Raw genomic sequence first — 21715 nt, forward strand, 5'->3', positions numbered from 1 at the left:
CAGGCGGGCAGCACATCGACGGGGGCGTTCACACATCGCTGCCGCCTCGCACCCCGGATGACGAGCGGGGCGTGTTCCGGGCGGGGCGCGGGTCGCCCCGTTCACCGACGCCCCTCACCGGCGGCGAGGAGCGGGACTACAGGTGCAGATCGCGGTGGGCCACGCGCAGCACGATGCCTTTCGCCTGCTGGGAGGGGCGCTGCTGCTCCCCGTGCAGTGCGTTCAGGACAGCGATGCCGGCGGTCAGCACGGGAATGGCCCATTGCACGAGAGTCAGGTGCTTCTGGGCCTGTTCCACGTCGACGGGGTGCTTGGCCGCCTTCTCGACGTCCTCGGGATCCGGCGAGCTGGCGAGGCCCACCTTCTTACCCAGGACACCCGCGTAAGCGGTGGCGGCGAGAGCGGCGCCGGTCAGTACCGCCTTCGCCACCGTGGAGCCCGCGACCCCCTTCTGGTTCTGGACGCGGGCGCGGTTGGCTGCGAGCAGCCCCGTGCCGCCGATCAGGTGGACTCCGATGGCCAGGGCGTTGACGGGCGCCCACCTGGCCCAGCCGGCACTGGCGATCCGCGCGGTGGTGGCCTCGGTCGCGCCTTCCTGCTCGGCGGCTCCGTTCAGGCCGACGGCGCCCATGAGGGACCCACCGAACCAGGCCCCCAGGCCGAGGTCGTGCATGCTGCGCAGGACGGTGTTGCGTTCCGACATCTGAGATCCTCTTTCCGACGTACTGCGGGCAGTGCTGCTCACGCATCCCGAGGCTCCGTCACCGGGGGCGGGGGAGCGACACGGGTGACCCACCTGAGCGAAACAGGGCCCCTGCCTCCGGTGCCTGCCGCCCTGCGGACCGTGGCACCCCGTACCCTTCGGTGGGCAGGGGCCACGGGGCGGGTCCTGCCCGGCCCGCTCGGCCGTCGGGTGGCAGGCGTCGGTCCGGTACCCGCCGGACACCCGGCCACCGCATCACTCCCTTCCGGCGAGCTCTCGCTCCGGCAGGGCCGCCCGGACCCCGCCGGGGGACGGAGGCGGCTCCCTGCCACGCCCGGAAGGCGCGGAGAGGACGCCGGCCTCCGTGACGCGGTGCGTGCCCGCAGAGTCCCGGCCGCCCGCATGAGGTCACCGCGACGTGGAATCAGGTGTGCATGAACAGCAGCGCTCACGATGACATGGCACTCCCGGACACACCGCTCAAACGCACGCTGACCACGTCGCTCCTCTACTTCTTCATCCTCGGCGACGTGCTGGGCGCAGGCGTCTACGTCCTCGTGGGACAGGTGGCCGCGGAGTCCGGCGGGGCGGTGTGGGTGCCTCTGGTGGTGGCCCTGGGCCTTTCCCTGCTGACGGCCTCCTCCTACGCGGAACTCGCCACGAAGTACCCGCGCGCCGGTGGCGCCTCGCACTACACCACCCTGGCCTACGGTCCGTTCGTCGGGTTCTTCGCGGGTTTCTGCATGCTTGCCGCCGGCATCGTGTCCGTGGCTGCCCTGGCCCGGGGATTCGGCGGTGACTACCTCAGCGTTTTCGTCTCGCTGCCCGTGGCGCTGGTAGCCGTACTGTTCCTCGGCGCGCTGGCCCTGCTCAACGCCCGGGGCATCAGGGACTCGACCCGGGCCAACGTGGTCGCGACAGTGATCGAGGTCGCGGGCCTCGTGCTGGTCATCGGCCTCGGCGTCTGGGTGGTGCTGCGCGGCGACGGTGATCCGGGCCGGCTGACCCAGCTCGGTACGCCCGAGCACTCACCGGCCGCCGCCGTGCTGAGCGGATCCGTCCTGGCCTTCTACTCGTTCGTCGGCTTCGAGACGTCCGTCAATGTGGCCGAGGAGACCCGCGACCCCCGGCGGTCCTACCCCCGGGCCCTGTTCGGCGCACTGGCCACGGCCGGTGTGGTGTACGCGCTGGTCGGTGCCGCGGCCAGTTCCGCGGTACGCACGAGCACGCTCGTGCAGTCCAGCGGTCCGCTGCTCACCGTGGTCGAGGTCGCGGGCGGCGTGCCGACGCGACTCTTCAGCGTGATCGCCCTGATCGCGGTGGCCAACGGGGCGCTGCTCACCGGCATCATGTCCTCCCGGCTCGCGTACGGCATGGCACGCGACGGGCTCCTGCCGCGTTTCCTGACGAAGGTTCTTCCTGGCCGGCGTACTCCCTGGGCCGCCATCGCGACGACCACCCTGCTGTCTTCGGTGCTCGCGGTGACGGGAGACGTGGCGGCGCTCGCGTCGACTCTCGTGCTGCTGCTCCTCGTCGTCTTCTTCCTGGTCAACACGGCCGTTCTCCGACTGCGCCGCGACACCGTGGCTCATGCCCACTTCACGACCCCCAAGGCGGTCGCCCTGCTCGGCGCCGCGTCCTGTGTGCTGCTCGCCACGCAGATCGAGGGAGAGGTGTGGGTCCGAGGGGCGATCGTGCTGGCCGTCGGCCTGCTCCCGGCGTGGATCGCGTCCCGACGCCGCCGGACATGACTGACGACGCGGCCCGCTGACGACGCATGGGCCGGAAGACGCCGGCGGTACCGGCCGCCGCCGGTACCGCTGTCCCCCCTTCAGGGCCGTGAGGCCGCCACGGCGAGGGGGCAGGTCCGGCGGTCATATGATGGGACTCTCGGCGTCCGGGTGCTGTGGCCGGTGGGTGCCCGAGTACGTGAGCCACCCTGACAGTCGTCGTCGAGGCCCGCCACTCCCCCGGCACCCCACCGCCCCGAAAGGCAGCACATCATGACCCAGGCAGCCGCCCCGACCGTCCGGAACGTGGATGTCCGGCACCGCTACGAGATCCTGGTCGAGGAGACGATGGCGGGGTTCACCGCCTACCGCGACCGCGAGGGGCAGCGCGTGTTCTTCCACACCGAGATCGATGACGCCTTCGCCGGTCAGGGCCTGGCCTCCGTCCTGGTGCGGGACGCGTTGAGCCACGTCCGCGCGTCGGGCAGGCGGATCGTGCCGGTCTGCCCGTACGTGGCGAAGTTCCTCACGAAGCACGGGGAGTTCGCCGACATCGCCGACCCGGTCACGCCCGAGGTCCTCCAGTGGCTGGAGTCCGCCCGGGCTCGCTGAGCGTCTCCGCCCACGACCGCCCCGGCCGGAAGCGGCACCCCGTCAGGCCGGACTCAGTTCGAACCAGTCGAAGGCCGGGGCGCCCTGGGTGGCGTACATGCCGATGACCCGGCCGGTGAAACCTCCGGCGACCTCCGTGGTGAGGTAGCGGCCGTCGAGTTCGGCGAGTATCTCGAAGACCCCGTCGCCGGTCTCGTACCCCATGCGGAAGGTGTCGGGACCACCGACGCGGAGGCCGGAGGGAGCCGCGGACTCCAGGTCACCGGGGCGCACGGTGACGGTGGGCGGCAGGACACCTGTGGTGGTCACATCGGCCCTCAGGGTCAGCGGGCCCTCACGCACGGCCCGTTCGGCCACCGTCTGACGCACCGGCCCGATGCGGGCGACCACCCGTACCGTGCCGCCCTCCCTCTCCACCTGGTAGTGGTGCGCCTCGTCGAGCCGCACGGCAAGGCCGCCCCGCCCCGTCCGGCCGACGTCCACCCGCGTCCTGGCCGTGCAGTCCGCATCGCGCTGGCGGCGCCCCACGAACGTCGCGCCGGGACGGTCCATGCCGTCCGCGAGGGCGTGCAGCACCAGATGCCCCGGGCGCTCGTCGAGGCGCACGGCGGCCGGGTCGCTCCGTCTCGGCGTCACCCAGCAGGGCGCGAGTACGGGTGCTTCGAACCCGTCGCGGCGCGGCTCGCCGGGCCATGGGTGCGGAGCGAGCTCAGGCGCGGGCGCGCGGAGTTCCAGCGGCCCCGGCAGCGGCCACTCGTCCTCCCAGCGCACCGGGGCCAGGAACGTCTCCCGGCCCATCCCGTGGAAGCCCGGGGTGTCCCCCCGGGGCCGGGTGCCCAGCAGCACCATCCACCACGTTCCGTCGTGCGCCCGCACCAGGTCGCCGTGGCCGGTGTTCTGCACCGGGTGACCCGTACTGCGGTGCGACAGCACGGGGTTGTCCGGGTGCGGCTCGAAGGGGCCCGGCAGGGCCCGGGCCCTGGCCACCGACATGGCGTGCCCGCGCTCCGTCCCGCCCTCCGACAACAGCAGGTACCACCAGTCCCCGACCCGGTAGAGGTGCGGGCCCTCGGGGTACTGGAGCCCGCTCCCCGACCACATCTCCACGGGTTCGCCGAGCAGTTCGCCCGTCGTCGGCTCGATGCGCACTCCACGGATCCCGTCGTGCGAGAACACGCACCAGCAGTTCCCCTCCTCGTCCCAGGCCAGGTCCGGGTCGATGCCGGGTATACCGACCGGAACGGGTTCCGACCACGGCCCGGCGGGATCCTCGGCTGTCACCAGTACGGTGCCCGCGCCGGCCACCACGGTCGTGATCATCCAGAAGCGGCCGTCGTGGTGCCGCAGCGTGGGGGCGTACACCCCGCACGAGGACGGGGTCGTGTCGGGAAGCGTCAGCTGCGAAGCCCTGCCGAGGGCGTGCCCGATCAGCCGCCAGTGCACGAGGTCCCGGCTGTGCCACAACGGCACCCCTGGCACGTACTCGAAGCTGGACGTCGCCACGTAGTAGTCCTCGTCCACGCGGCAGATGCTGGGGTCCGGACTGAAACCGGGTATCACGGGATTGTCGAAGTACGCCATGGTCCGTCCTCGGAGCTGGGGGCCAGGACCGCGTCCCAAGGCCATGATCGTTGAAGCGCTTCGACGATGGCAGCCGGGTGGAAGGGTGTCAATAGACCGGGTGGAGAACAGCGGAGACGAAGCGTCAAGGTCCGTACGCATGCGGCGGGAACCACCACAGCCGGACCGTTGCAGCCCGGCGTCGAAGCGCTTCAACACCTCCTGGTCCCACGCCGTCCGGGCGATGGAGCAGCGGCACCCGGACCCGGTCCGCGCTTCACCGCTGTCCGCCGGCGCCCGGCTCAGCCGGCCAGGCAGCAGTCCCCGCACTTCGCACCGGTGGGGGCCCGGTAGTAGAGGCAGCAGCTCCGGCGGCGGAAGGCCAGGTCCGGTCCGGTGATACGCCCGGTGCCCACGAGCCGTCCCGTGGCCAGGAGTTCCGTCACCAGAGCGGTCAGCGGGGCCCGCAGCCCGGGGTGTGCGGCCCGGAGCACCCCGGCCGAGCCGGCCAGCGCGGACGCGGCGTTTCCGTCCAGCAGGCGCGGGGCGATCTTGACGCCGAGGCCGGCCTCCAGTGTGCTCAGGTGGCCCATCACCTGCGCGTACATGGCCCCGGTACGGTCGGGCAGCCGGTCGGCGTACCAGCCCGCGGGCCGCGGGAGCCTGACCTCGGAGCCGGTGCCGGCGTGCTGCAGCGCACCCAGGTCGGGCACGATCCCGTGGAGCAGGGTGGAGGCGAGTACGGGTGACCAGAGGCGGGCCGCGTGACCCAGCTGGGCGATGGACACTCCGACACGCAGGTCAGGCGCGCGGTACCGGTCCGAGACGGCCGCGGACAGGCCGGCGAACCCATGGGCGTAGAAGTGGCGGACGGGATGCCAGCCCGCGTCAGGACCGCCGACGCGCAGGGCGAAGAAGCCACCGATGTCCGCGACGCCGTCCAGGGCCGCCGCCACGGCGTCGGCCGGCGCACGCGCGGCATCGGCCACGGCGGACGCGTAGCCCTCCGTCCGGGTGGCGGGGCGCCGCACCGGCGCGGAAGTCTTCCGGACGTGGTCGTCGGACACTCCGGACCACCCCCTCTCCGCCGGACGCACTCCTGCTCTCCCGGACCGCCGCCCCCTGGCATCGGCCATCATCGCACCCGGGTGCTGTGCACCGGGCCGGTTCCCGCACCACGGCCCCGTGCCGGGCAGCGCGTCACTCCTCGACGAGCGGCTTCACGTACGCACGTCCCTTGACGTACGGGGCGAAACCGTCGGCGAGGCACTCGGACGTCGACAACGTTGTCATGCGCACTGCGCGATCATTCTCGGCCCGCATACGTGTACCTCAAGAGTTACGGCGGACCGGGGCCGACGGGCGCGGCCGTGTCAGCGCGACGTCGCGTAGACGATGAGGTTGTCGACGGGATGACCGTCGGCGTCGAAGGCTCCGTCGCACGTGATCAGCCGGAGTACCGGCTCGTCGGTGGTCGCGTAGACCTTCTCGGTGGGGAAGGCCTTCTTGCTGACGGTCTCCGTGCCGGTGACCGTGAAGTCGGTCCTGCCCCCTTCCCCGTCGTACACGGTGATGTCCGCGCCCTCGGCGATCGTGTGCAGGTCGTGGAAGACGCCCTTGCCGAACCGCGTGTCGTTGTGGCCGATGAGGACGGCTGCACCGGGCTCTCCGGGGACTGCACCACCCGCGTACCAGCCTGCCGTCATGCCCTTCTCGGCGGGTGGGACCTCCACCGTGCCGTCCTCGTTCAGCCCGAGCCGCAGCAGCGCGGTGTCCACCCCCAGCGAGGGGACCGTCAACCGTGTCGGCGACGGTGCCTTGGGCGCTTCCGGTACGCCTGACACCCGGGGCGTGTCCGAGGCCGTCCTGACGGACGTCCGGGGTGTGTCGGCCGTGCCGCACCCGCTGACAGGAACGAGCAGCAGGCCGGCTGCTGTCAGGGACGCGGCTGCCCGCCTTGTCGAGTGCGCGGTGAGGGGCATGGGGAACTCCGGTGCGGTGAGAGGGCGGAAGAGGGAGCCGGGGAACGGCGGGTGGCGCCGCCCCCGGGCGGGAGCGGCGCCACCGTGAGCCGGGGATCAGCCGTCGCGCAGTGCGGCGGAACGGCGGCGCAGCACGAGGACGCCGGCGCCCGCGAGCAGCACCGCGCCGGCCGCGGAACCGTACAGCGCGGTGCCGGTGGCGCTCTGCGCCGGGCGCTCCCCGGCGTCGACGCCGCCTCGCGGCACCGTGCCGGCCGGCACGGACTCGGCCGGCACCGGGGTCGCCGCCTCGGTGGGTTCACCGCTTTCGGGCGCGGGCGCGGCGCTCGGGCTCGCGGTGCGCTCGGCGGGCGCCGGTGTGGGCGTGCCGTCGGCGACTGCCACGGCGGACGGAAGCAGGACCGCGCCGAGGCCGGCAGCGGCGAGTACTGCGGTGCGCAGGGTCGGGCGAAGGGACATGAGGAACTCCGATTCCAGCTCGGCGTTGGTGGTGCCCGCGCACGGATGCGCGTCGGGCGCCGGGCATGTCCTCAGACTGGAGTGGAGTTGTGAGGAAGCTGTCAGACCGCCGTGTCCATCGGATCAGGGCCGCCCGGCGGGAGCCGCAGGGTGAACACCGATCCCCGGCCCACCGTGCTGGTCACACCGGTCGTCCCGCCGTGCGCCTCGACGAGTTTGCGGACGATCGCCAGTCCCAGGCCGCTGCCCCCGGTGCGGCGGCTGCGGGACTTCTCCGCCCGCCAGAACCGGTCGAAGACGTACGGCAGGTCCTCCGGCGCGATGCCGCCGCCGGTGTCCGCGACCTCCACGACCACCCGTTCGTCCGCTCCCCCGGACCCGGTGGCGAACGACCGCAGGGTCACCCTCCCCCCGGCCGGGGTGTGGCGTACGGCGTTGGACACCAGGTTGCCGATCGCCTGCCGCAGCCGGACCGGGTCGGCCGAGAGCTCGGGGGCCGGCCCGTGCCCGTCCGGGAAGGCCACGGCGAGGCCCACCCCGGCCGCTTCGGCCTGCGCCTGGTGCGCCGCCACCACGTGGGCGAGCAGTTCCTCGATCCGGACGGGGCCGGGGTGCAGGCGCAGGACCCCGGCATCGGCCGCAGACAGGTCCTGGAGGTCGTCGATGATGTGCTGCAGTTGCAGGGCCTCCTCCAGCAGTGAGGAGATGAACGTCGCGTCCGCTTCGGCGACTCCGTCCTGGGCACCCTCCAGCCATCCTCGGATGTTGCTCAGAGGGGTGCGCAGTTCGTGCGCCACGTCGCTGACCATCACCTTGCGCTGTTCCTCCAGCCGGGCGCGGTGCGCCGACATGTCGTTGAAGGCGGCGGCCAGCCTGCCGATCTCGTTGTCCGCAGCCACCACCACCTGCGACGGGTCCTCCCCGTCCCGCATGCGCTGCGCCGCTCCGGTCAGCGCGTGCAGCGGCCGCACGAGCCGGACTCCGGCGAGCACCGAGGCGCCGACGGTGAGCGCGAGGACGAGCGCCGCGACCCCGGTGATCTTCGCCGTGTTCGCAGGCGACAGCTCGAAGCCGGGGACGGCGCCACCTCCCGGATCGCTGATGAACAGCAGCGCGGGTGAGGCGACGTACGAACTGAGCTGTTCCTGGCGGGCGATGCCGACGCACGAGGCGATGTCGCGGTCGTTCTCGCTGTCGAGGGACACGGAGGTGGGGGACGCCGTCGGCATGAGCTCCCGGGGCACGCTGACGCCGGGAGCGGGGGTCGGCGCGGGCACCGCCGTTGCGGGGTGGGGTTCCGGGTCCGTGTTCCATGAGAGGTCGAGATCGAGCCGTACGGCCTCGCGGCCCTGCCGGTCCAGGCAGGCGTTGACGAGTTCGTTGAGTGCGGTGAGCGCCTTCGCCTCCGTTCCGGTGGGGGTGTCCAGGGCGTCGGTGGCGCACCGGCTGCCGCGCACCCGGTCCGGGTCGTTGCCCACGACCTGGACGCGGGGCCGCCCGCTCGGTCCCTCGACCACGTCCGAGGCGATCCCGGACCGGCTGAGGCACTGCACCGCCTGGTCTGCGGTGCGCCTCAACGACGTACGTTCGGCCTCGGGCAGCCTGAACGGGCCCACGGCCCTCGGGTCGACCCTGGCGTTCCCGGAGCGCTGTTCCCCGTCCGTGCCGGGCGCCGCGATCGTCACGGACCCCGTGGACGGCTCCGGCCCCGTGGGCTCGGGGGCCACGGACAGGGGGTCGACGACGGCAGAGGCCTGCGGCGGCAGCGACGGGGGCGGCGGGGAGGAGTCGGCGGAGTCGGCGGAGTCGGCGAGTATCTCCCGGCTCTGCTTCGTCAGCGTGATCCGCCGGCCGGACGCGTCGGCCAGCTCGTCGACGGTGGGGCCCACGCCGTCCCAGGTCGGATGTCCGGCCGCGTAGGCGAGCAGGGCGTCGAGGACCCGGGTGTCGGCGGCCAGGTTGCGGCCCTGTTCCTGCTCGATCGCACCGGACGTGGTCTGCACGGCCAGCCACGCGGTCGCGGCGACCGAACACGCCGCGACGAGCGCCGACACCGCCAGCAGCCTGCCGAGAAGGCTCTTGCGCAGGGGAAGCCGCAGACGCTGTCCGCCGTGCTCAGCCCGTCCAGGCACGCGGGGAACCCTTCTGCGGGTCCATGAGTTTGTAGCCGACTCCGAACACCGTGACCAGCCGGACCGGGCGACGGGGCGCGCGCTCGATCTTCTTGCGGAGGTTCATGATGTGCACGTCGACCGTGCGACTGCTGATGTACCGGTCGAAGCCGTGGAGTTCGGCGAGCAGTTGCTCGCGGGTGAAGACCCGTCCGGGCTCGGCCGCCATGGTCGCGAGGAGCCTGAACTCGCCTGGTGTGCACTCGATTCCCGTGCCGTCGACGGCGACCTCGTGGCGTACGGGGTCGACGGCGAGCGTTCCCACCCGCAGCACATGGTCTTCCTCGCGTACCCGTTGCCGCCGGGTGCGCCGCAGGAGGGTGCGCACACGTGCCATGAGCTCGCGGGGACTGTAGGGCTTGGTCATGTAGTCGTCAGCGCCCAGGTCCAGTCCGAGGAGCAGGTCCTCCTCCGTCGCCCGGGCGGTGAGCATGAGGACCGCCAGTTCCCTCTCCTCGGCGCGCAGGATGCGGACCACGTCGAGGCCGTCCGCCCCCGGCATCATCACGTCGAGGACGAGCAGGTCCGGTGCCCCCTGACGCGCCTGCTCGAGAGCGGCGAGGCCGTCCGGCACCACTGTGACCGCGTGGCCTTCGCGTTCGAGGTAACGGCGGACCAGCTCGGCTTGTTTGGCGTCGTCTTCCGCGACTATGACGTGTGCGCACACGCGGTCGATCGTAGAGGAGGGCCGGGCCGCGGCCGTCGGCAGTGGTGCGGCACGGGCCGCCCCGGAGCGGCTCGGTGACGAACGGCTCCTGGGCGGCCCGGGTGGTCAGCAGACGCCGTCGCCCGGCTTCGGGTTGCCCAGGCCGAACAGGGGGCGCAGCTTGAGCCCGGCCCAGGTACCGATGAGTGCGACCGCCCCCCACAGCCAGCCGCTCAGGCTGCCCGAGGAGACGCCCGCCAGGTAGGCGCCGATGTTGCAGCCCCCGGCAAGCCGTGCGCCGACACCCATCAGCACACCGCCGAGCACCGACGCGACGGCGGTGCGCCAGGGGATGCCTCGGTGCAGGGCCCAGGTACCGCCGAGCGCGGCGGCCACCGCGGCACCGATCATGATGCCGAGGTCGGTGAGGCTCGTCTTGTCGGCCAGGACGGGGCCCGCCAGCATCTCCGCGTTGCCGGCCTGCCGCCACCAGCTCCAGTTCTCCGGGTGGCCCCCCAGGGCGCCCACGAGTTCCGAACCCCACAAACCGAACGCGCTCGTGACGCCCCAGGCTCCGCCGGAGACCAGGAGCACGCCGGCGCCGAGCACGGACAGCGCCAGCGCACCGGCCGCCAGCGGCCAGGAGCCGCGGACGGCCCGCACGGCCGCGGTGCGGGCCGAGGGCACGGCGCCGACGGGCGGCGGGTTGCGCCGGGCCTGCACGCGTCGAGTGACGAGTACGACCAGCAGCAGCGCCGCGATCGTCACCGCCCATGAGCCGGCCCAGCCGATGTGGTCGGAGAGGACGACCGGCTCCCAGGCGGGAAGGTCCTTCCACAGGTCGAACTGCCAGGCGGCGAGCGTGGCACCCGCGATGAATCCGCCGAGGGTCAGGAGTACGGACGTCTGGCCCGAGCCGACGGCGAAGAGAGTGCCCGAGGCGCACGCGCCACCGAGCTGCATCCCGACGGCGAAGAGCAGCGAACCGACGATCAGGCCGACTCCGATCGCTCCCCCGGACGGCGCCGGCTGCGAGCCGAACAGCCCGGTGCCCGTGCCGATGACCAGCGCGAACAGCGTGGCCGTGGTGCCGAGCAGCAGCGCGTGCGCTCGCAGCCCGGTGCCGTTGCCGACGGCGACGAGCTGCCGCCAGGCGGAGGTGAAGCCGAACCGGGAGTGGAAGAGCGCGACGCCCAGGCCGAGCCCCAGCAGGAGCAGCACGCCGGGCCTGGCGCCGTGTGCGGACCACACGTAGGCGGTCAGCGCCACGGCGAGCAGTCCGGACACGGCCAGTGGTGTCCTGCGCACCGGGGGCAGGGGCGGCGCCTCCGGGGCCGGCGCGGAAGTGGGGGAAGTGACGAACAGGGCGGGCGGTACGCGCGGCGGCGCGGCCTGCCCGGCAGGTGGCGCGGTGGTCACGAGTGGTCTCCGGATGGTGCTCGGACGGACGGCGGCATGGGCTGCCGACGGCGCGGTGCGCGCTGCCGGCACGGGCTTCAGCCGCTACAGAGCCCGTCGTCGACGCACCAGGCCGAGTGCGCGAACAGCGCGAGGCACAGGGGCAGGACCGATGCAGACATGCGTACGAGAATACGGACGGCCTCGCTCCGGATGCCGGGTCGTCTCGCCATGCGGAACCTCTTCGAGACGGCGTCCGCCCCGGCCCCGGCCGACGCGAGCGCCCGCGCATGGCTCAGCGGCTCGTCACCCCGCCGAAGGACCGGTGTACGCCCCGGGCGGTCCGGTGAGGCCGGGGATTACCTCAGCGGTAATCGACCCTCCGCGACAGGTACGGCACGCTGCGGTAGCGGGCAGGGCGGCACACGGCAGGTGGGCCGCCGCCCGGCCGGGCCTTCGCCGACGAGGCGGAGGCCGGGCCCCGGGGACGCGCCGTCCGGTGCGCCCGTTCAGACGAGAGGACACCGTTGTGACCATGCACGAGGACGCTGTCGAGCGCTACTTCGCCGCTTGGAACGCCGCCACCCCGGAGGACCTGGCCAAGGCCGTCGCCTCGGCGTTCACCGAGGACGGCACCTACACCGACCCGCTGGGCGAGGCGAAGGGCCACGAGGGGATCACCGCGGCGATCGCCGGCGCCCAGCAGCAGTTCCCGGGTTTCACCTTCACGCTCACCGGCACGCCGGACGCTCATCACCACCTGGTGCGCTTCACGTGGGACCTGGTGTCCACCGCGGACGGGTCGGCTCCCGCCGCCGGCTTCGACGTGATCACCCTCGCCGACGACGGCCGCATCACGAGCGTCGCCGGCTTCCTGGACCGCCTCCCGGGAGCCTGAGCCCTCGGCTCAGTGTGCCGCGCGCAGGGCGGCGGCCGTCTCCGTGTCCGCGGGCAGGAACGTCTCGACCGCCAGCTCGGAGACGGTCACGTCCATCGGTGTGTTGAACGTCGTGACCGTCGAGATGAACGACAGCACCCGGCCACCCGCCTCGATCAGGAGCGGCAGCGCGAGGGGAGGGCCGGCCGCCGCTCCGGGCCCGGCCGGGCCGGCGGGGGCGTCACCGGCCGGTACCGGATAGGCGGCGACCTCCTCGTACAGGCCGCGCAGGGGCCGGGAGGAGCGCAACGCGGCTTGTCGCTCCATCCGTTCCAGCAGATGGGCACGCCACTCGGCCAGGTTGCGGATGCGCGGGGCCAGACCCTGCGGGTGCAGCGTCAGGCGCATGGCGTTCATGGGCGGCTGGAGCAGGTGGCCGGCGACTCCGTCGAGCAGCAGGTGTACACCCCTGTTCGCCGTCACCACGTCGTACATCCCGTCCATCACCAGTGCGGGGTGCGGTTCGTAGGCGGTGAGGAGCTGCTCCAGGCCGGCCCGGAGCGTCGTCATCGCGGGGGCGGCCAGCGACGTCTCCGGGTACGAGGGGGCGTATCCAGCGGCCAGCAGCAGCGCGTTGCGGTCCCTCATCGGCACGTCCAGCTGCTCGGCCAGGTGCAGCACCATGGAGCGGCTGGGCGTGGACCTGCCGGTCTCGATGAAACTGATGTGGCGTGCGGAACTGTCGGCCTTCAGCGCCAGTTCGAGCTGCGTGACACGTCGAAGCCTGCGCCAGCCCCGCAGCAGGCTCCCGACGCTCACGTCGTCGACCGTCCTGGTCATGGCAGTCGTCATACCCAGGACGCTATCCGATCCGCCGGTACCGGACAGGCCCGCATCCGGGGAATGACGCGCGACCGCTCGCACCCTGGCCGGAACAGCCATGGCCCCCGCGCACGGCACGTCACCCGGCACAGGCGCGCGCCGCTGCCCGGACGACGGAACCATTGACAGGCTGTGAGCCGGGCGGCAAACTCACCGCACACAGTGAACAAAAGTTCACTATGCGAACAGAGCCGGAAGCGCCCCCACGCGGGCGGCGGATACGACTGACGCCCGCGGGGCCGGCCGGCGCTCGGCCGTGCGGGGCGGCGCGTGGCCCGCCCCTGGGCGGGTACGCACCCGAGGACGAGGGAGAACGAGACGTGCACACGACCGTAGGAATCATCGGGGGTGGTCCTGCCGGGTTGCTGTTGTCCCGCCTGCTCCACCGCGCGGGCGTCGACTGCGTCGTCCTGGAGAGCCGCGACCGCGCCTACGTCGAGCAGCGCCAACGGGCGGGCATCCTCGAGCAGTCCACCGTCGACGCCCTTCGCGAGGCGGGAGCCGCCGAACGGCTGGACACCGAGGGACTGGTGCACGACGGCGTGGAACTGCGATGGGAGGGCCGGGCGCACCGGATCGACTTCCCTTCGCTGACGGACGGCCGACGCGTGTGGGTGTACGCGCAGACGGAGGTCGTCAAGGACCTCATAGCCCTGCAACTGGCCGACGGCGCCGCCCTCCGCTTCGGGGCCGAGGTCCACTCCGTCGAGGGCGCCGACACCGGCCGGCCGAGGATCCGCTACACCTACGGCGGCCACGACGAGACCCTGACATGCGACTACGTCGTCGGCTGCGACGGCTTCCACGGGGTGACCCGGGCAGCCGCCCCCGAGGGGGCCCTGCGCACCTACGAGCGCGTGTACCCCTACTCGTGGTTCGGCATCCTGGCCGATGTGGCACCGTCCTGCGACGAGTTGGTCTACGCCCACTCCCCGCGCGGCTTCGCGCTGCACAGCATGCGGTCGCCCGAGGTCAGCCGGCTGTACTTCCAGGTACCCAACGGCACGGATCCGGCCGACTGGACGGACGAACAGATCTGGGACGAGCTCGACGCCAGGTTCGCACGCGACGGATGGAAGCTGGAACGCGGGCCGATCACCGCCAGGAGCGTTCTGCCGATGCGCAGTTCGGTCACCGAGCCGATGCGGTACGGCCGGGTCCTCCTGGCCGGCGACGCCGCGCACATCGTGCCGCCCACCGGCGCCAAGGGACTCAATCTGGCGGCTGCCGACGTCGTGGTGCTGGGGCGGGCACTGATCCGGCAGCACAGGACCGGCGAGTCCGACCTGCTGGACGCCTACTCCGACACATGTCTGCGCCGTGTATGGCGGGCCGAGCACTTCTCCGCCTTCATGACCACGACGCTGCACACCGATCCGGACCAGAGCCCCTTCGATACGCGGCTCCAGATCGCCCAGCTCGACCGGATCGCCGCCTCACCGCACGCGGCGGCCGAACTCGCCATGAACTACGCGGGGTTGCCGCTTCCGTAGACGACACGGCACCTCCCGGGCAGGCGGCTGCGACGGCCGAGCTCGCGGCCGACACCGGACTGCTGCCTTACTCCGGCCGGCACGAGGAGGGGAGGCGGTGAAGCGGACCGTGCCGAGCTCGACACCGAAAGCAGGGGCACGGAAGCCCCCTCGCGCGGCGAACCGCCTGCCCGGTCCGGGCTCGACCGCGCATGCCCGTGCCTGTCTCCAGCGCCGCTTTCCGGCCGAAGCCGGGCTTTTCGCCGGAGTACCGCACGGGCGTCGTCGCAGGTCAGGCGGTAGTTCTCGGTTGTACCACCGCATTTCGTCCATATGGTGGACACTGCGCGAGCGACCCGCGCACCGCCTCCGAGCTGCCCGAACGGTCATTCGGTAGGGCGAGGGCGCGCGGGTCGGGCCGGAAAGCACTGATCGATGTGCACTCACTGTCCGCAGGCATCAGACTCCCCACCGCAACCGCACCCCGCGTACCGAAGGAGAAGTTCGCATGCGTGACCAGCTCTGCAGAATCGGCGCCATCGCCACGGTGTCCGCACTGATCGTGACCGGCACGGCCGCCGCGGGCGTCGCCCAGGCCCGGCCGGCGCAGCCGGCCGGGCTGTACGCCCCGTCGGCGCTCGTCCTCTCGGTCGGCAAGGGCGGCGCCGCCGCTGCGACCGTCCAGCGGGCCGTCACGCTGAACTGCGCGCCCCGCCCCGGTGGAAGCCACCCCGCGCCGGCTGCGGCCTGCGCGGAACTGCACGCCGTGGAAGGTGAGTTCGCACAGCTGACCGCACCGATGCCGCAGGGCTCCTGCACACGCCAGTGGGACCCCGTCACCCTCGACGCGAGCGGTGTGTGGGAAGGCCGTCGCGTCTCCTGGTCGGCGACCTTCGGCAACGCGTGCGAGATGCACGCGAGCCTTGCCGAGGGGCCGGTCTTCGCCTTCTGACCGATCGCGTCCCGTGGGCACGGGCCGGGCACAGGACGGGCCGGTCCCGGGCTGGAAGAGACCCGGGGGCCCGCCGGGGCCCCTCCGGACCTGCGAGTCCGCGACCGGCGCCGCCCTCGCCGCAGTGGTGCGCGGCGAGGGCGGAACGGGCGGGGGCCGGCCGCTACGGGAGTCGGCGACCTGCCGTCCGCCCGGTGGCCGTATCGGCCCGCTCGCGGACGTGACCGCCGAAGTTCCCGGGTTCCCTAGGGAGTCACCGGGTCACCGTCCACTTCTGGTTGGCGGCGCCGGTGCAGGTCCAGATCTGCAGACGGCTTCCGTTGGCACTGCTCCCACCGCTCACGTCCAGACACTTGTTCGCCTGCGGATTGACGATGTCCCGGGCGGCCGGCGTAGCCCACTGCTGCGCCGCCGACCCGTTGCAGTCCCACAGCTGCACCCGGGTCCCGTCCCCCGTGCCACCCGACGCGACGTCCAGGCACTTGCCCAGAGCCCGGACGGTCCCGTCGCCACCCACCGTCCACTTCTGCGCCGCCGTACCGTTGCAGTCGTAGAGCTGTACCGGTGTCCCGTTCGCCACCGCTCCGCCCGCGACGTCCACGCACTTGCCCGCCAGACCGGTGACGGGTCCGCCGCCACCCGGCTGACCGCCGTCGGTGCTGACGCGGACGTAGTCGACGAGGAGCTGCTGCGGGAAGACCGTGCTGCCGTCCGGGTCACCGGGCCAGTACCCGCCGACCGCCAGGTTGAGGATGACGAAGAAGGGCTTGTCGAAGACCCACTGCTTCCCGCCTAGATCGGCCGGGGTGCGCCGCTGGTAGACGGTGCCGTCGACCGACCAGGTGATGGCGTTGGGGCTCCAGTCGACGGCGAAGGTGTGGAACGCGTCGGCGAACGCCTGCCCGCCGGGCAGCGAGTAGCCGGCGCCTATGCCCCCGCTGCCCGAGTAGCCGGGACCGTGCAGGGTGCCGTGCACGACGGACGGTTCGAAGCCGACGTTCTCCATGATGTCGATCTCGCCGCTGTTGGGCCAGCCGACCTGCCCGATGTCGTTGCCCAGCATCCAGAAGGCGGGCCATATGCCCTGCCCGCGCGGGATCTTCATCCGGGCCTCGACACGGCCGTACGTGGTGGTGAACCTGCCCGCCGTGTTCAGGCGGGCGGACGTGTACTCGCACCGCCCGTACCAGCACTGGTAGTTGCCGGGATTCTCCTTGCGGGCGGTGATCACGAGATTGCCCTGGCCGTCGAGCGTGGCGTTCCGGTTGCCGGCGGTGTAGTACTGCCGCTCGTGGTTGCTGACGTTGTCACCGGTCTCGATCTGCCACTTGCCGCCGTCGACGGCGGAACCGGCGGGTCCGTCGAACTCGTCGGCGAACGTGACGGCCGCCGCCGCGGTGTGCGAAGTGGCCGCCGTGCGCTCGGCCACCGGCATAGGCGCGCTCTGCGCGAGACCGGTGGACAGCGAGGCGAGGCCGAGCGCCATGACGAGGGACACGATCAGGCGTCGGGACGAACGGAGGGAACTCATACCTTCTCCCTTCGGGGAGCGCAAGGGAATGACGTGCGCATGTCATTCAGATCCGGGCAGGCACCACATCGAGCTTCCCCGCGCACCCCGAACGGACCGGAGGGGAGGTGAAGGCCGGGAGCGCTTAGTTCAGTTCTTGATTTAAGAAACGAACGTCGGATGTGTCAAGAGCTTGGTATGGACCGCAGCCCTCGGCCGTGCGTCCGGGGGTGCGGCCGACGGCCGGAACGGCACCCGCACCGGCCGACCCGCGCCCCGCAGCCCACCCGTCGCGCACGGACACGGGGGACCACGATCAGCCCCGGGTGCGGCGATGCGGGGCCGCGTCGTGGAGACTTGAGAAGCCGGGCGGCAGCCGTCCCCGGCGGAAGACCTCACAGCCGGGCACGGAGAGCGCGACAGGAGCGCCGCCGCGCTGGAGCACCGGAACGACGCCGACGAGGGGGACACGATCGATACCGCCGAAACGGACCGGCACCCGCTGGACTCCACCAGCGTGGCGAACGCGAGGAACACTCTCCTGGAACTCCTGGGCCGCGCGGGCATGTTCCGCGGTGAGGCCGAAGAGCTGATCGCGCTCGTCGAAGCCGGCGCGATCGCGGAGGCCCACAGCGAGGCCGGGAAGGCGGAGGACCTGCCGGCCGGGAGGGGGGAGGACTACGCCACCGGCTGGCACGACGGCGCCCGGGCCGTCGGCGACGGGCTCGCCCGCGTCGCCGAGCGGGCCCTGGAGCGTGCCATCGGCCCAACGACGAGCGACTCGGTGGAGGACGCCGCGCGGGTGCGTCACCCCGTCGGGAGGATGGACGTGGAGCGGGCGAAGGTCGCCGTCACGCCGCACTTCCTGGCCTTCAGCGACACGTCGGACCTGGACCCCGAGGTGTCGGACGAGGTCCTCGGCGCCCTCCTCGGCACGATGAGCGTCGTGGCGAGGGTCGGGTACGCCGGACGGCTGGAGCAGTTCACCGAAGCCCACCGGGAGCGGCTGTCGCGGCTGTACGCGCGGTTCGGCCCGCACAGCCGCATCGCCGTCCACGGCCGCTACTCCCTCCTCCACTCCCCCACGAGCATCGCGGTGCTCGAACGGCTCACCTCCGCGCCGTCGGCGCTCCGGACGGAATGGGAACACGCGGAGCTGCCCCCCGCGTGGCTGGAAGGCCTGGAGACGGCCTGGCGCGCTTCGGAGATCCCGCGCAGCTGACGGGGGCCGGGGGCGGAGGGCCGTGGCCGGCCCGGGCCGGTCCGTACGGCGGACGTGGGGCACCCCCACTCACGGGTGCCCCACGTCCGTGGCCGGGCCCGGGAGTCAGCCCAGCGGTTCGATCCGGATGTCGCGGAATCGCACCTTGTTCCCGTGGTCCTGGAGACGGATCGCTCCGGCCGACGGGCCCTCCGCCGCGCCCGCGCCGGTCGGGCCGTCGACGGCGATGTCGTCGTGGATCCTCCGGCCGTTCCAGACCACTGTCACGCGGGCGTCGGCCGTCTTGCGTCCGCTCTCGTCGAACCGCGCCGCGCGGAAGGTGACGTCGTACGTCTGCCAGGTCTCCGGGGCCGTGGCGGCGTTGATGTCGGGCGCCTTCTTCTGGTAGATGGCCCCGGCCTCGTTCGTGTCGGGGGTGGTGTCGCCGTACGAGTCGAGGATCTGGAGCTCGTAGCGGTCCTGGAGATAGATGCCGCTGTTTCCCCTGTCCTGGCCGGTCACGTCGTCCGGCAGCAGCGGCACCCGGAACTGGAGCCGCAGCCTGAAGTCCTGGTAGGCGTCCTTGGTGCGGATGTCACCGCAGCAGACCTCCATCGACCTCTCGTCGGCCGTCGGCCATTCGACCCGGCGGCCGTCCGTGTGCTGCCACTGGTCCTGGGAGGCGGTGGTGCCGTCGAAGAGGGAGACCGGTGCACCGTGAGGGCGCACGGTGATCATGTCGAGGTTGACATGACCGGCGTCCCCTGGATCGAAGCGGTAGGACAGGGTGTTGGGTCCGGCGTGCAGGCGGACCCGCTCCGTCTGCGTGGACCAGGCGTCCCAGGTGCCGGTGGGGGCGAGTTCCGTCTGCCCCACCTTCCTGCCGTTGACGTGGAGGGACAGCGGCTTGGTGCCCCGGTAGGGGTCCGGGCCGTTGGAGTAGCGCAGGTTGACGTCGTACTCGCCCACTGCGGGGACCGTCACGTCGAAGGTCGTGGCGGCCTTGCCCTCCGTCCGGTAGCCGTCGACGAAGCCGCTGCCCGAGTAGCCGGTGTGGTCGGTGTTGATGCCGGCCGTCCCGGTGAGCCGTGCCTCCTCCGCCTCGTACAGCGTGGCCGGCGGCGGCTGCTTGCCCGGCAGTGCGTTGAGCGTGTACCAGGCCTCCGTGCTCCACAGCGTCTCACCGGAAGCGGAGGCGAAGGGGCGCGGAGAGCGGAGGTGTACGACCCGGCCGGGCTTGAGCCCGGCGAGGCGTACCCGCACCGTGCGTCCGTCGTCGGCGAGCGTCGCCGAGCTCACCGCGAGCTGCTCCTCGCCGATCTTCGGACCGCCGTAGTCGGACGTCGGTGTGTAGCGCCACTGCTCCGCCCGGTAGCTCGTCGCCAAGTGCTCCGCGGTGGCCTCCGACAGCGGCTGGGTGTACTCCAGGTCGAAGCCGCCGGGGACCGCACGCATCTCCTTGACGTCGAAGGTGTTTCCGCCGTTCGGTGTGAGTTTCTGCAGGCCGAACTTCAGTTTCCCTTCCTGGCCCCAGTTGCCGTCGGCACCGAGACCGCCCGCGTATATCGCACCGTCGGGGCCCATGGTGATGCGGTTGACGCCCGCCTCGAGTCCCTGGGTGTAGCGGAACACGGCCCCCTGGTACTGGCCCTTCACCTTCTCCAGGTAGGCCCGCTGGAGTCCGCCGTAGGTGACGTCCCCGATCAGCATCTGCCCGGCGAAGCGGCCCTCCGTCAGCTGGAGGGGCGTGCTGGGTGAGTTGCCGATCTCGTTCTGCGGCAGCCACACGACCGGCTGGGTGACCGGCCGGTTGTCGAACGGGCCCGACGGCTCGGTGTAGTGGTTGAAGAAGCGGTCCTGCTTGATGTGGACGAGCTTCGATGCCGGCAGCCAGCCGCCCTGGTTGTCGGTGGTGAAGATGTCGCCGCCGGGGCCCCAGCCGATTCCGTTCGGGGTCCGCAGGCCACCCGCGACCGGGTGGATCCTGCCCGTCTTCTTGTTGATCCGGTACGTCGTGCCGCGGCCGGGCGCAGGCTGCGGAGTGGTCGTGGCCCCGCCGTAGTCGATGGCGACGGAGAGGTTCACGTAGAAATGGCCGTCGCGGTAGAGGAGCCCGAAGGCGAACTCGTGGAAGTTGCCGCCGTAGGGCCAGGTCGCGACCGTTCGGTACTCGTCGGTGACGAGGTCCTTGTCGCTGTCGACGAGTTGTGTCAGTTCGTGCTTCTGCGAGACGTACAGCGAACCGTCGACGAACGTGATGCCCATGGGCTCTCGCAGCCCCTCGGCGATCTTCGTCACCGTCACCTTGTCACGGCTCGTGGCACCCGTGACGTGGTCGAGGAGGTACACCTCGCCGGCCTCGGTCTCGGAGCCACCCCACGTCGACAGGGCCAGGCGCCCGTCGGGCAGCCAGTCCATGCCTGTCACCTGCGGTTCGAAGCCGTCCGGGCGGAGGTCGGTGAGGTCGAGGTCGGGACGTACGGCGGTGAGCGGCAGACCGTCGCCAGGGGTGTCCGTGCCGGATTCGCACTCCTTGCGGCCCGGCGCCGTGACCCGGACGACCCCGGCGTCGGTACTCAGGGCCTCACCGGGGATGACACCGAAGTCAGCGGCACCCGGTGGCCTCCAGGACAGCGTCAGCTGTTGCCCGCCGCCCCGCTCGAAGTAGTCGATCCGGAACGGGTGCAGCCCTTCCGTCAGTCGGGCGGACCCGTCCTTGGGCTCGGCGCCGTGCAGGCCGTCGTGGTCGATGACCTCCCGGTCGTCGATGACGAGCCGGGAGCCGTCGTCACTGTTCAGCCGGAAGGTGTACGTCCCGTCGGCGGGGACGACCAGGTAACCGCTGGCCTCGGCCACGAAGTTGTCGGCGAAGCCGCCGAAGTCCCCGGCGGTCGACCAGTCCACGGTCGGCATCAGCTTGTCGTGGTTGGGTGTCTGGCCGGGTTTGAGCGTGCACAGGGAGCTGAGTGGTACCTGGGTGTCGAAGACGCGCAGGGTGACGCCCGGTTCCTGGGGCGGTATGTCGTCGGCTGCGGCGGCGGCCGGGGGCGCGGCCCAGACACCTCCCGCGAGGAAGCCTCCGACGAGCAGGGCGGTGAGCTGTTTTCGGGCACGCTGGACCAGCCGTCGATGCATCGGTCCTCCAGAAGGGGGGTCGCACTCCGGTGGGGCTGTACGGATCCGCTCACGAGCAATACGCCTACGGTTGCGCCGCCACGCTAGGGGCCTTCTGCTGAAGAAGTCCATACTTTGTCATCTGTGAGTTCAAAGTTCGGCGCACTGCTCCCGGCACCGACGAGCGGGCGTCACTTCCTGGCCTGGGTCCTGGGCAGCCTGGTGGCCCCGGGCAGCGAGTACGCAGGAGCCGAGCACCCACCAGAAGGTGTCCGGCAGCGGGTTCTTGGCACCGGCCCGGCCGGCTGGGGCAGCGCGCGGGGTGCGGCGACGGGCCGTCGCCGTCCGCTGCGGTGGAGCCGGGGGCCCGCAGCGGCGCCCAGCGCCGAGGCGAGAGGTGCGGCGCGTGAACGGGCAGTACTCCCCGGACCGGAGCCGGGATCGCC

Annotated in this window: 18 protein-coding genes; 6 read left to right on the forward strand and 12 right to left on the reverse strand. The window is 72.0% G+C overall.

The window, feature by feature from the left end:
* Positions 1-136: 136 nt before the first annotated feature.
* Positions 137-703 (reverse strand): hypothetical protein, encoded by a 567-nt coding sequence (locus ACHFIV_RS14235; RefSeq protein WP_398967756.1) that lies wholly within the window; start codon positions 701-703, stop codon positions 137-139.
* Positions 704-1137: 434 nt separating this feature from the next.
* On the opposite strand from ACHFIV_RS14235, the gene ACHFIV_RS14240 reads away from it, so the two are divergent.
* Positions 1138-2454 (forward strand): APC family permease, encoded by a 1317-nt coding sequence (locus tag ACHFIV_RS14240; RefSeq protein ID WP_398967759.1) that lies wholly within the window; start codon positions 1138-1140, stop codon positions 2452-2454.
* A gap of 252 nt (positions 2455-2706) precedes the next feature.
* Positions 2707-3045 carry a GNAT family N-acetyltransferase gene (locus ACHFIV_RS14245; protein WP_398967762.1) on the forward strand — a complete coding sequence of 113 codons (339 nt, stop codon included), beginning with the start codon at positions 2707-2709 and terminating at the stop codon, positions 3043-3045.
* Positions 3046-3087: 42 nt separating this feature from the next.
* Here the strand turns inward: ACHFIV_RS14245 and ACHFIV_RS14250 are convergent, their stop codons facing one another.
* From ACHFIV_RS14250 to ACHFIV_RS14285, 8 genes are all read right to left on the reverse strand, one after another.
* Positions 3088-4626 carry a glycoside hydrolase family 43 protein gene (locus ACHFIV_RS14250; RefSeq protein ID WP_398967765.1) on the reverse strand — a complete coding sequence of 513 codons (1539 nt, stop codon included), beginning with the start codon at positions 4624-4626 and terminating at the stop codon, positions 3088-3090.
* Between the two features lie 281 nt (positions 4627-4907).
* Positions 4908-5594, reverse strand: a complete 687-nt coding sequence (locus ACHFIV_RS14255; protein ID WP_398968224.1) for a (2Fe-2S)-binding protein — start codon at positions 5592-5594, stop codon at positions 4908-4910.
* A gap of 384 nt (positions 5595-5978) precedes the next feature.
* Complete coding sequence (locus tag ACHFIV_RS14260) at positions 5979-6587, reverse strand: class F sortase (protein ID WP_398967767.1); 609 nt, start codon at positions 6585-6587, stop codon at positions 5979-5981.
* A gap of 96 nt (positions 6588-6683) precedes the next feature.
* On the reverse strand, positions 6684-7046 hold the full coding sequence (locus ACHFIV_RS14265) for a hypothetical protein (protein WP_398967770.1): 363 nt from the start codon (positions 7044-7046) through the stop codon (positions 6684-6686).
* Between the two features lie 101 nt (positions 7047-7147).
* A complete protein-coding gene (locus ACHFIV_RS14270) occupies positions 7148-9178 on the reverse strand; it encodes a sensor histidine kinase (protein WP_398967773.1) in 2031 nt (676 codons plus the stop codon).
* On the reverse strand, positions 9162-9884 hold the full coding sequence (locus ACHFIV_RS14275; protein WP_398967776.1) for a response regulator transcription factor: 723 nt from the start codon (positions 9882-9884) through the stop codon (positions 9162-9164). Before ACHFIV_RS14275 ends, ACHFIV_RS14270 begins: the two co-directional genes overlap by 17 nt.
* Positions 9885-9989: 105 nt before the next feature.
* Positions 9990-11282 carry a YeeE/YedE family protein gene (locus tag ACHFIV_RS14280; RefSeq protein ID WP_398967779.1) on the reverse strand — a complete coding sequence of 431 codons (1293 nt, stop codon included), beginning with the start codon at positions 11280-11282 and terminating at the stop codon, positions 9990-9992.
* Positions 11283-11359: 77 nt separating this feature from the next.
* Positions 11360-11494 carry a hypothetical protein gene (locus ACHFIV_RS14285; RefSeq protein WP_398967781.1) on the reverse strand — a complete coding sequence of 45 codons (135 nt, stop codon included), beginning with the start codon at positions 11492-11494 and terminating at the stop codon, positions 11360-11362.
* Positions 11495-11790: 296 nt separating this feature from the next.
* Here ACHFIV_RS14285 and ACHFIV_RS14290 point away from each other — a divergent pair, with 296 nt between their 5' ends.
* On the forward strand, positions 11791-12159 hold the full coding sequence (locus tag ACHFIV_RS14290) for a nuclear transport factor 2 family protein (protein WP_398967783.1): 369 nt from the start codon (positions 11791-11793) through the stop codon (positions 12157-12159).
* 9 nt (positions 12160-12168) lie between these two features.
* Here ACHFIV_RS14290 and ACHFIV_RS14295 read toward each other — a convergent pair whose 3' ends face one another.
* Positions 12169-12978: a helix-turn-helix domain-containing protein gene (locus tag ACHFIV_RS14295; RefSeq protein WP_398968227.1), complete on the reverse strand. Its 810-nt coding sequence runs from the start codon at positions 12976-12978 to the stop codon at positions 12169-12171.
* 362 nt (positions 12979-13340) lie between these two features.
* On the opposite strand from ACHFIV_RS14295, the gene ACHFIV_RS14300 reads away from it, so the two are divergent.
* Both ACHFIV_RS14300 and ACHFIV_RS14305 read left to right on the forward strand, forming a co-directional pair.
* Positions 13341-14513 carry a 4-hydroxybenzoate 3-monooxygenase gene (locus tag ACHFIV_RS14300; protein ID WP_398967786.1) on the forward strand — a complete coding sequence of 391 codons (1173 nt, stop codon included), beginning with the start codon at positions 13341-13343 and terminating at the stop codon, positions 14511-14513.
* Positions 14514-15000: 487 nt separating this feature from the next.
* The gene (locus tag ACHFIV_RS14305) at positions 15001-15444 is read left to right on the forward strand and encodes a subtilase-type protease inhibitor (protein WP_398967789.1); all 444 of its coding nucleotides are present in this window, start codon (positions 15001-15003) and stop codon (positions 15442-15444) included.
* Positions 15445-15697: 253 nt separating this feature from the next.
* On the opposite strand, the gene ACHFIV_RS14310 is transcribed toward ACHFIV_RS14305, so the two are convergent.
* Positions 15698-16975 (reverse strand): lectin, encoded by a 1278-nt coding sequence (locus ACHFIV_RS14310; protein ID WP_398967792.1) that lies wholly within the window; start codon positions 16973-16975, stop codon positions 15698-15700.
* A gap of 496 nt (positions 16976-17471) precedes the next feature.
* Between ACHFIV_RS14310 and ACHFIV_RS14315 the strand changes: the two genes are divergently transcribed.
* The gene (locus tag ACHFIV_RS14315) at positions 17472-18176 is read left to right on the forward strand and encodes a hypothetical protein (RefSeq protein WP_398967794.1); all 705 of its coding nucleotides are present in this window, start codon (positions 17472-17474) and stop codon (positions 18174-18176) included.
* Between the two features lie 105 nt (positions 18177-18281).
* Here ACHFIV_RS14315 and ACHFIV_RS14320 read toward each other — a convergent pair whose 3' ends face one another.
* Positions 18282-21290, reverse strand: coding sequence for a family 16 glycoside hydrolase (locus tag ACHFIV_RS14320; protein ID WP_398967797.1), 3009 nt, complete (start codon positions 21288-21290; stop codon positions 18282-18284).
* Positions 21291-21715 lie beyond the last annotated feature (425 nt).

Origin of the sequence: Streptomyces sp. ALB3, assembly GCF_044385685.1 — a bacterium.
Classification (GTDB): Bacteria; Actinomycetota; Actinomycetes; order Streptomycetales; family Streptomycetaceae; genus Streptomyces.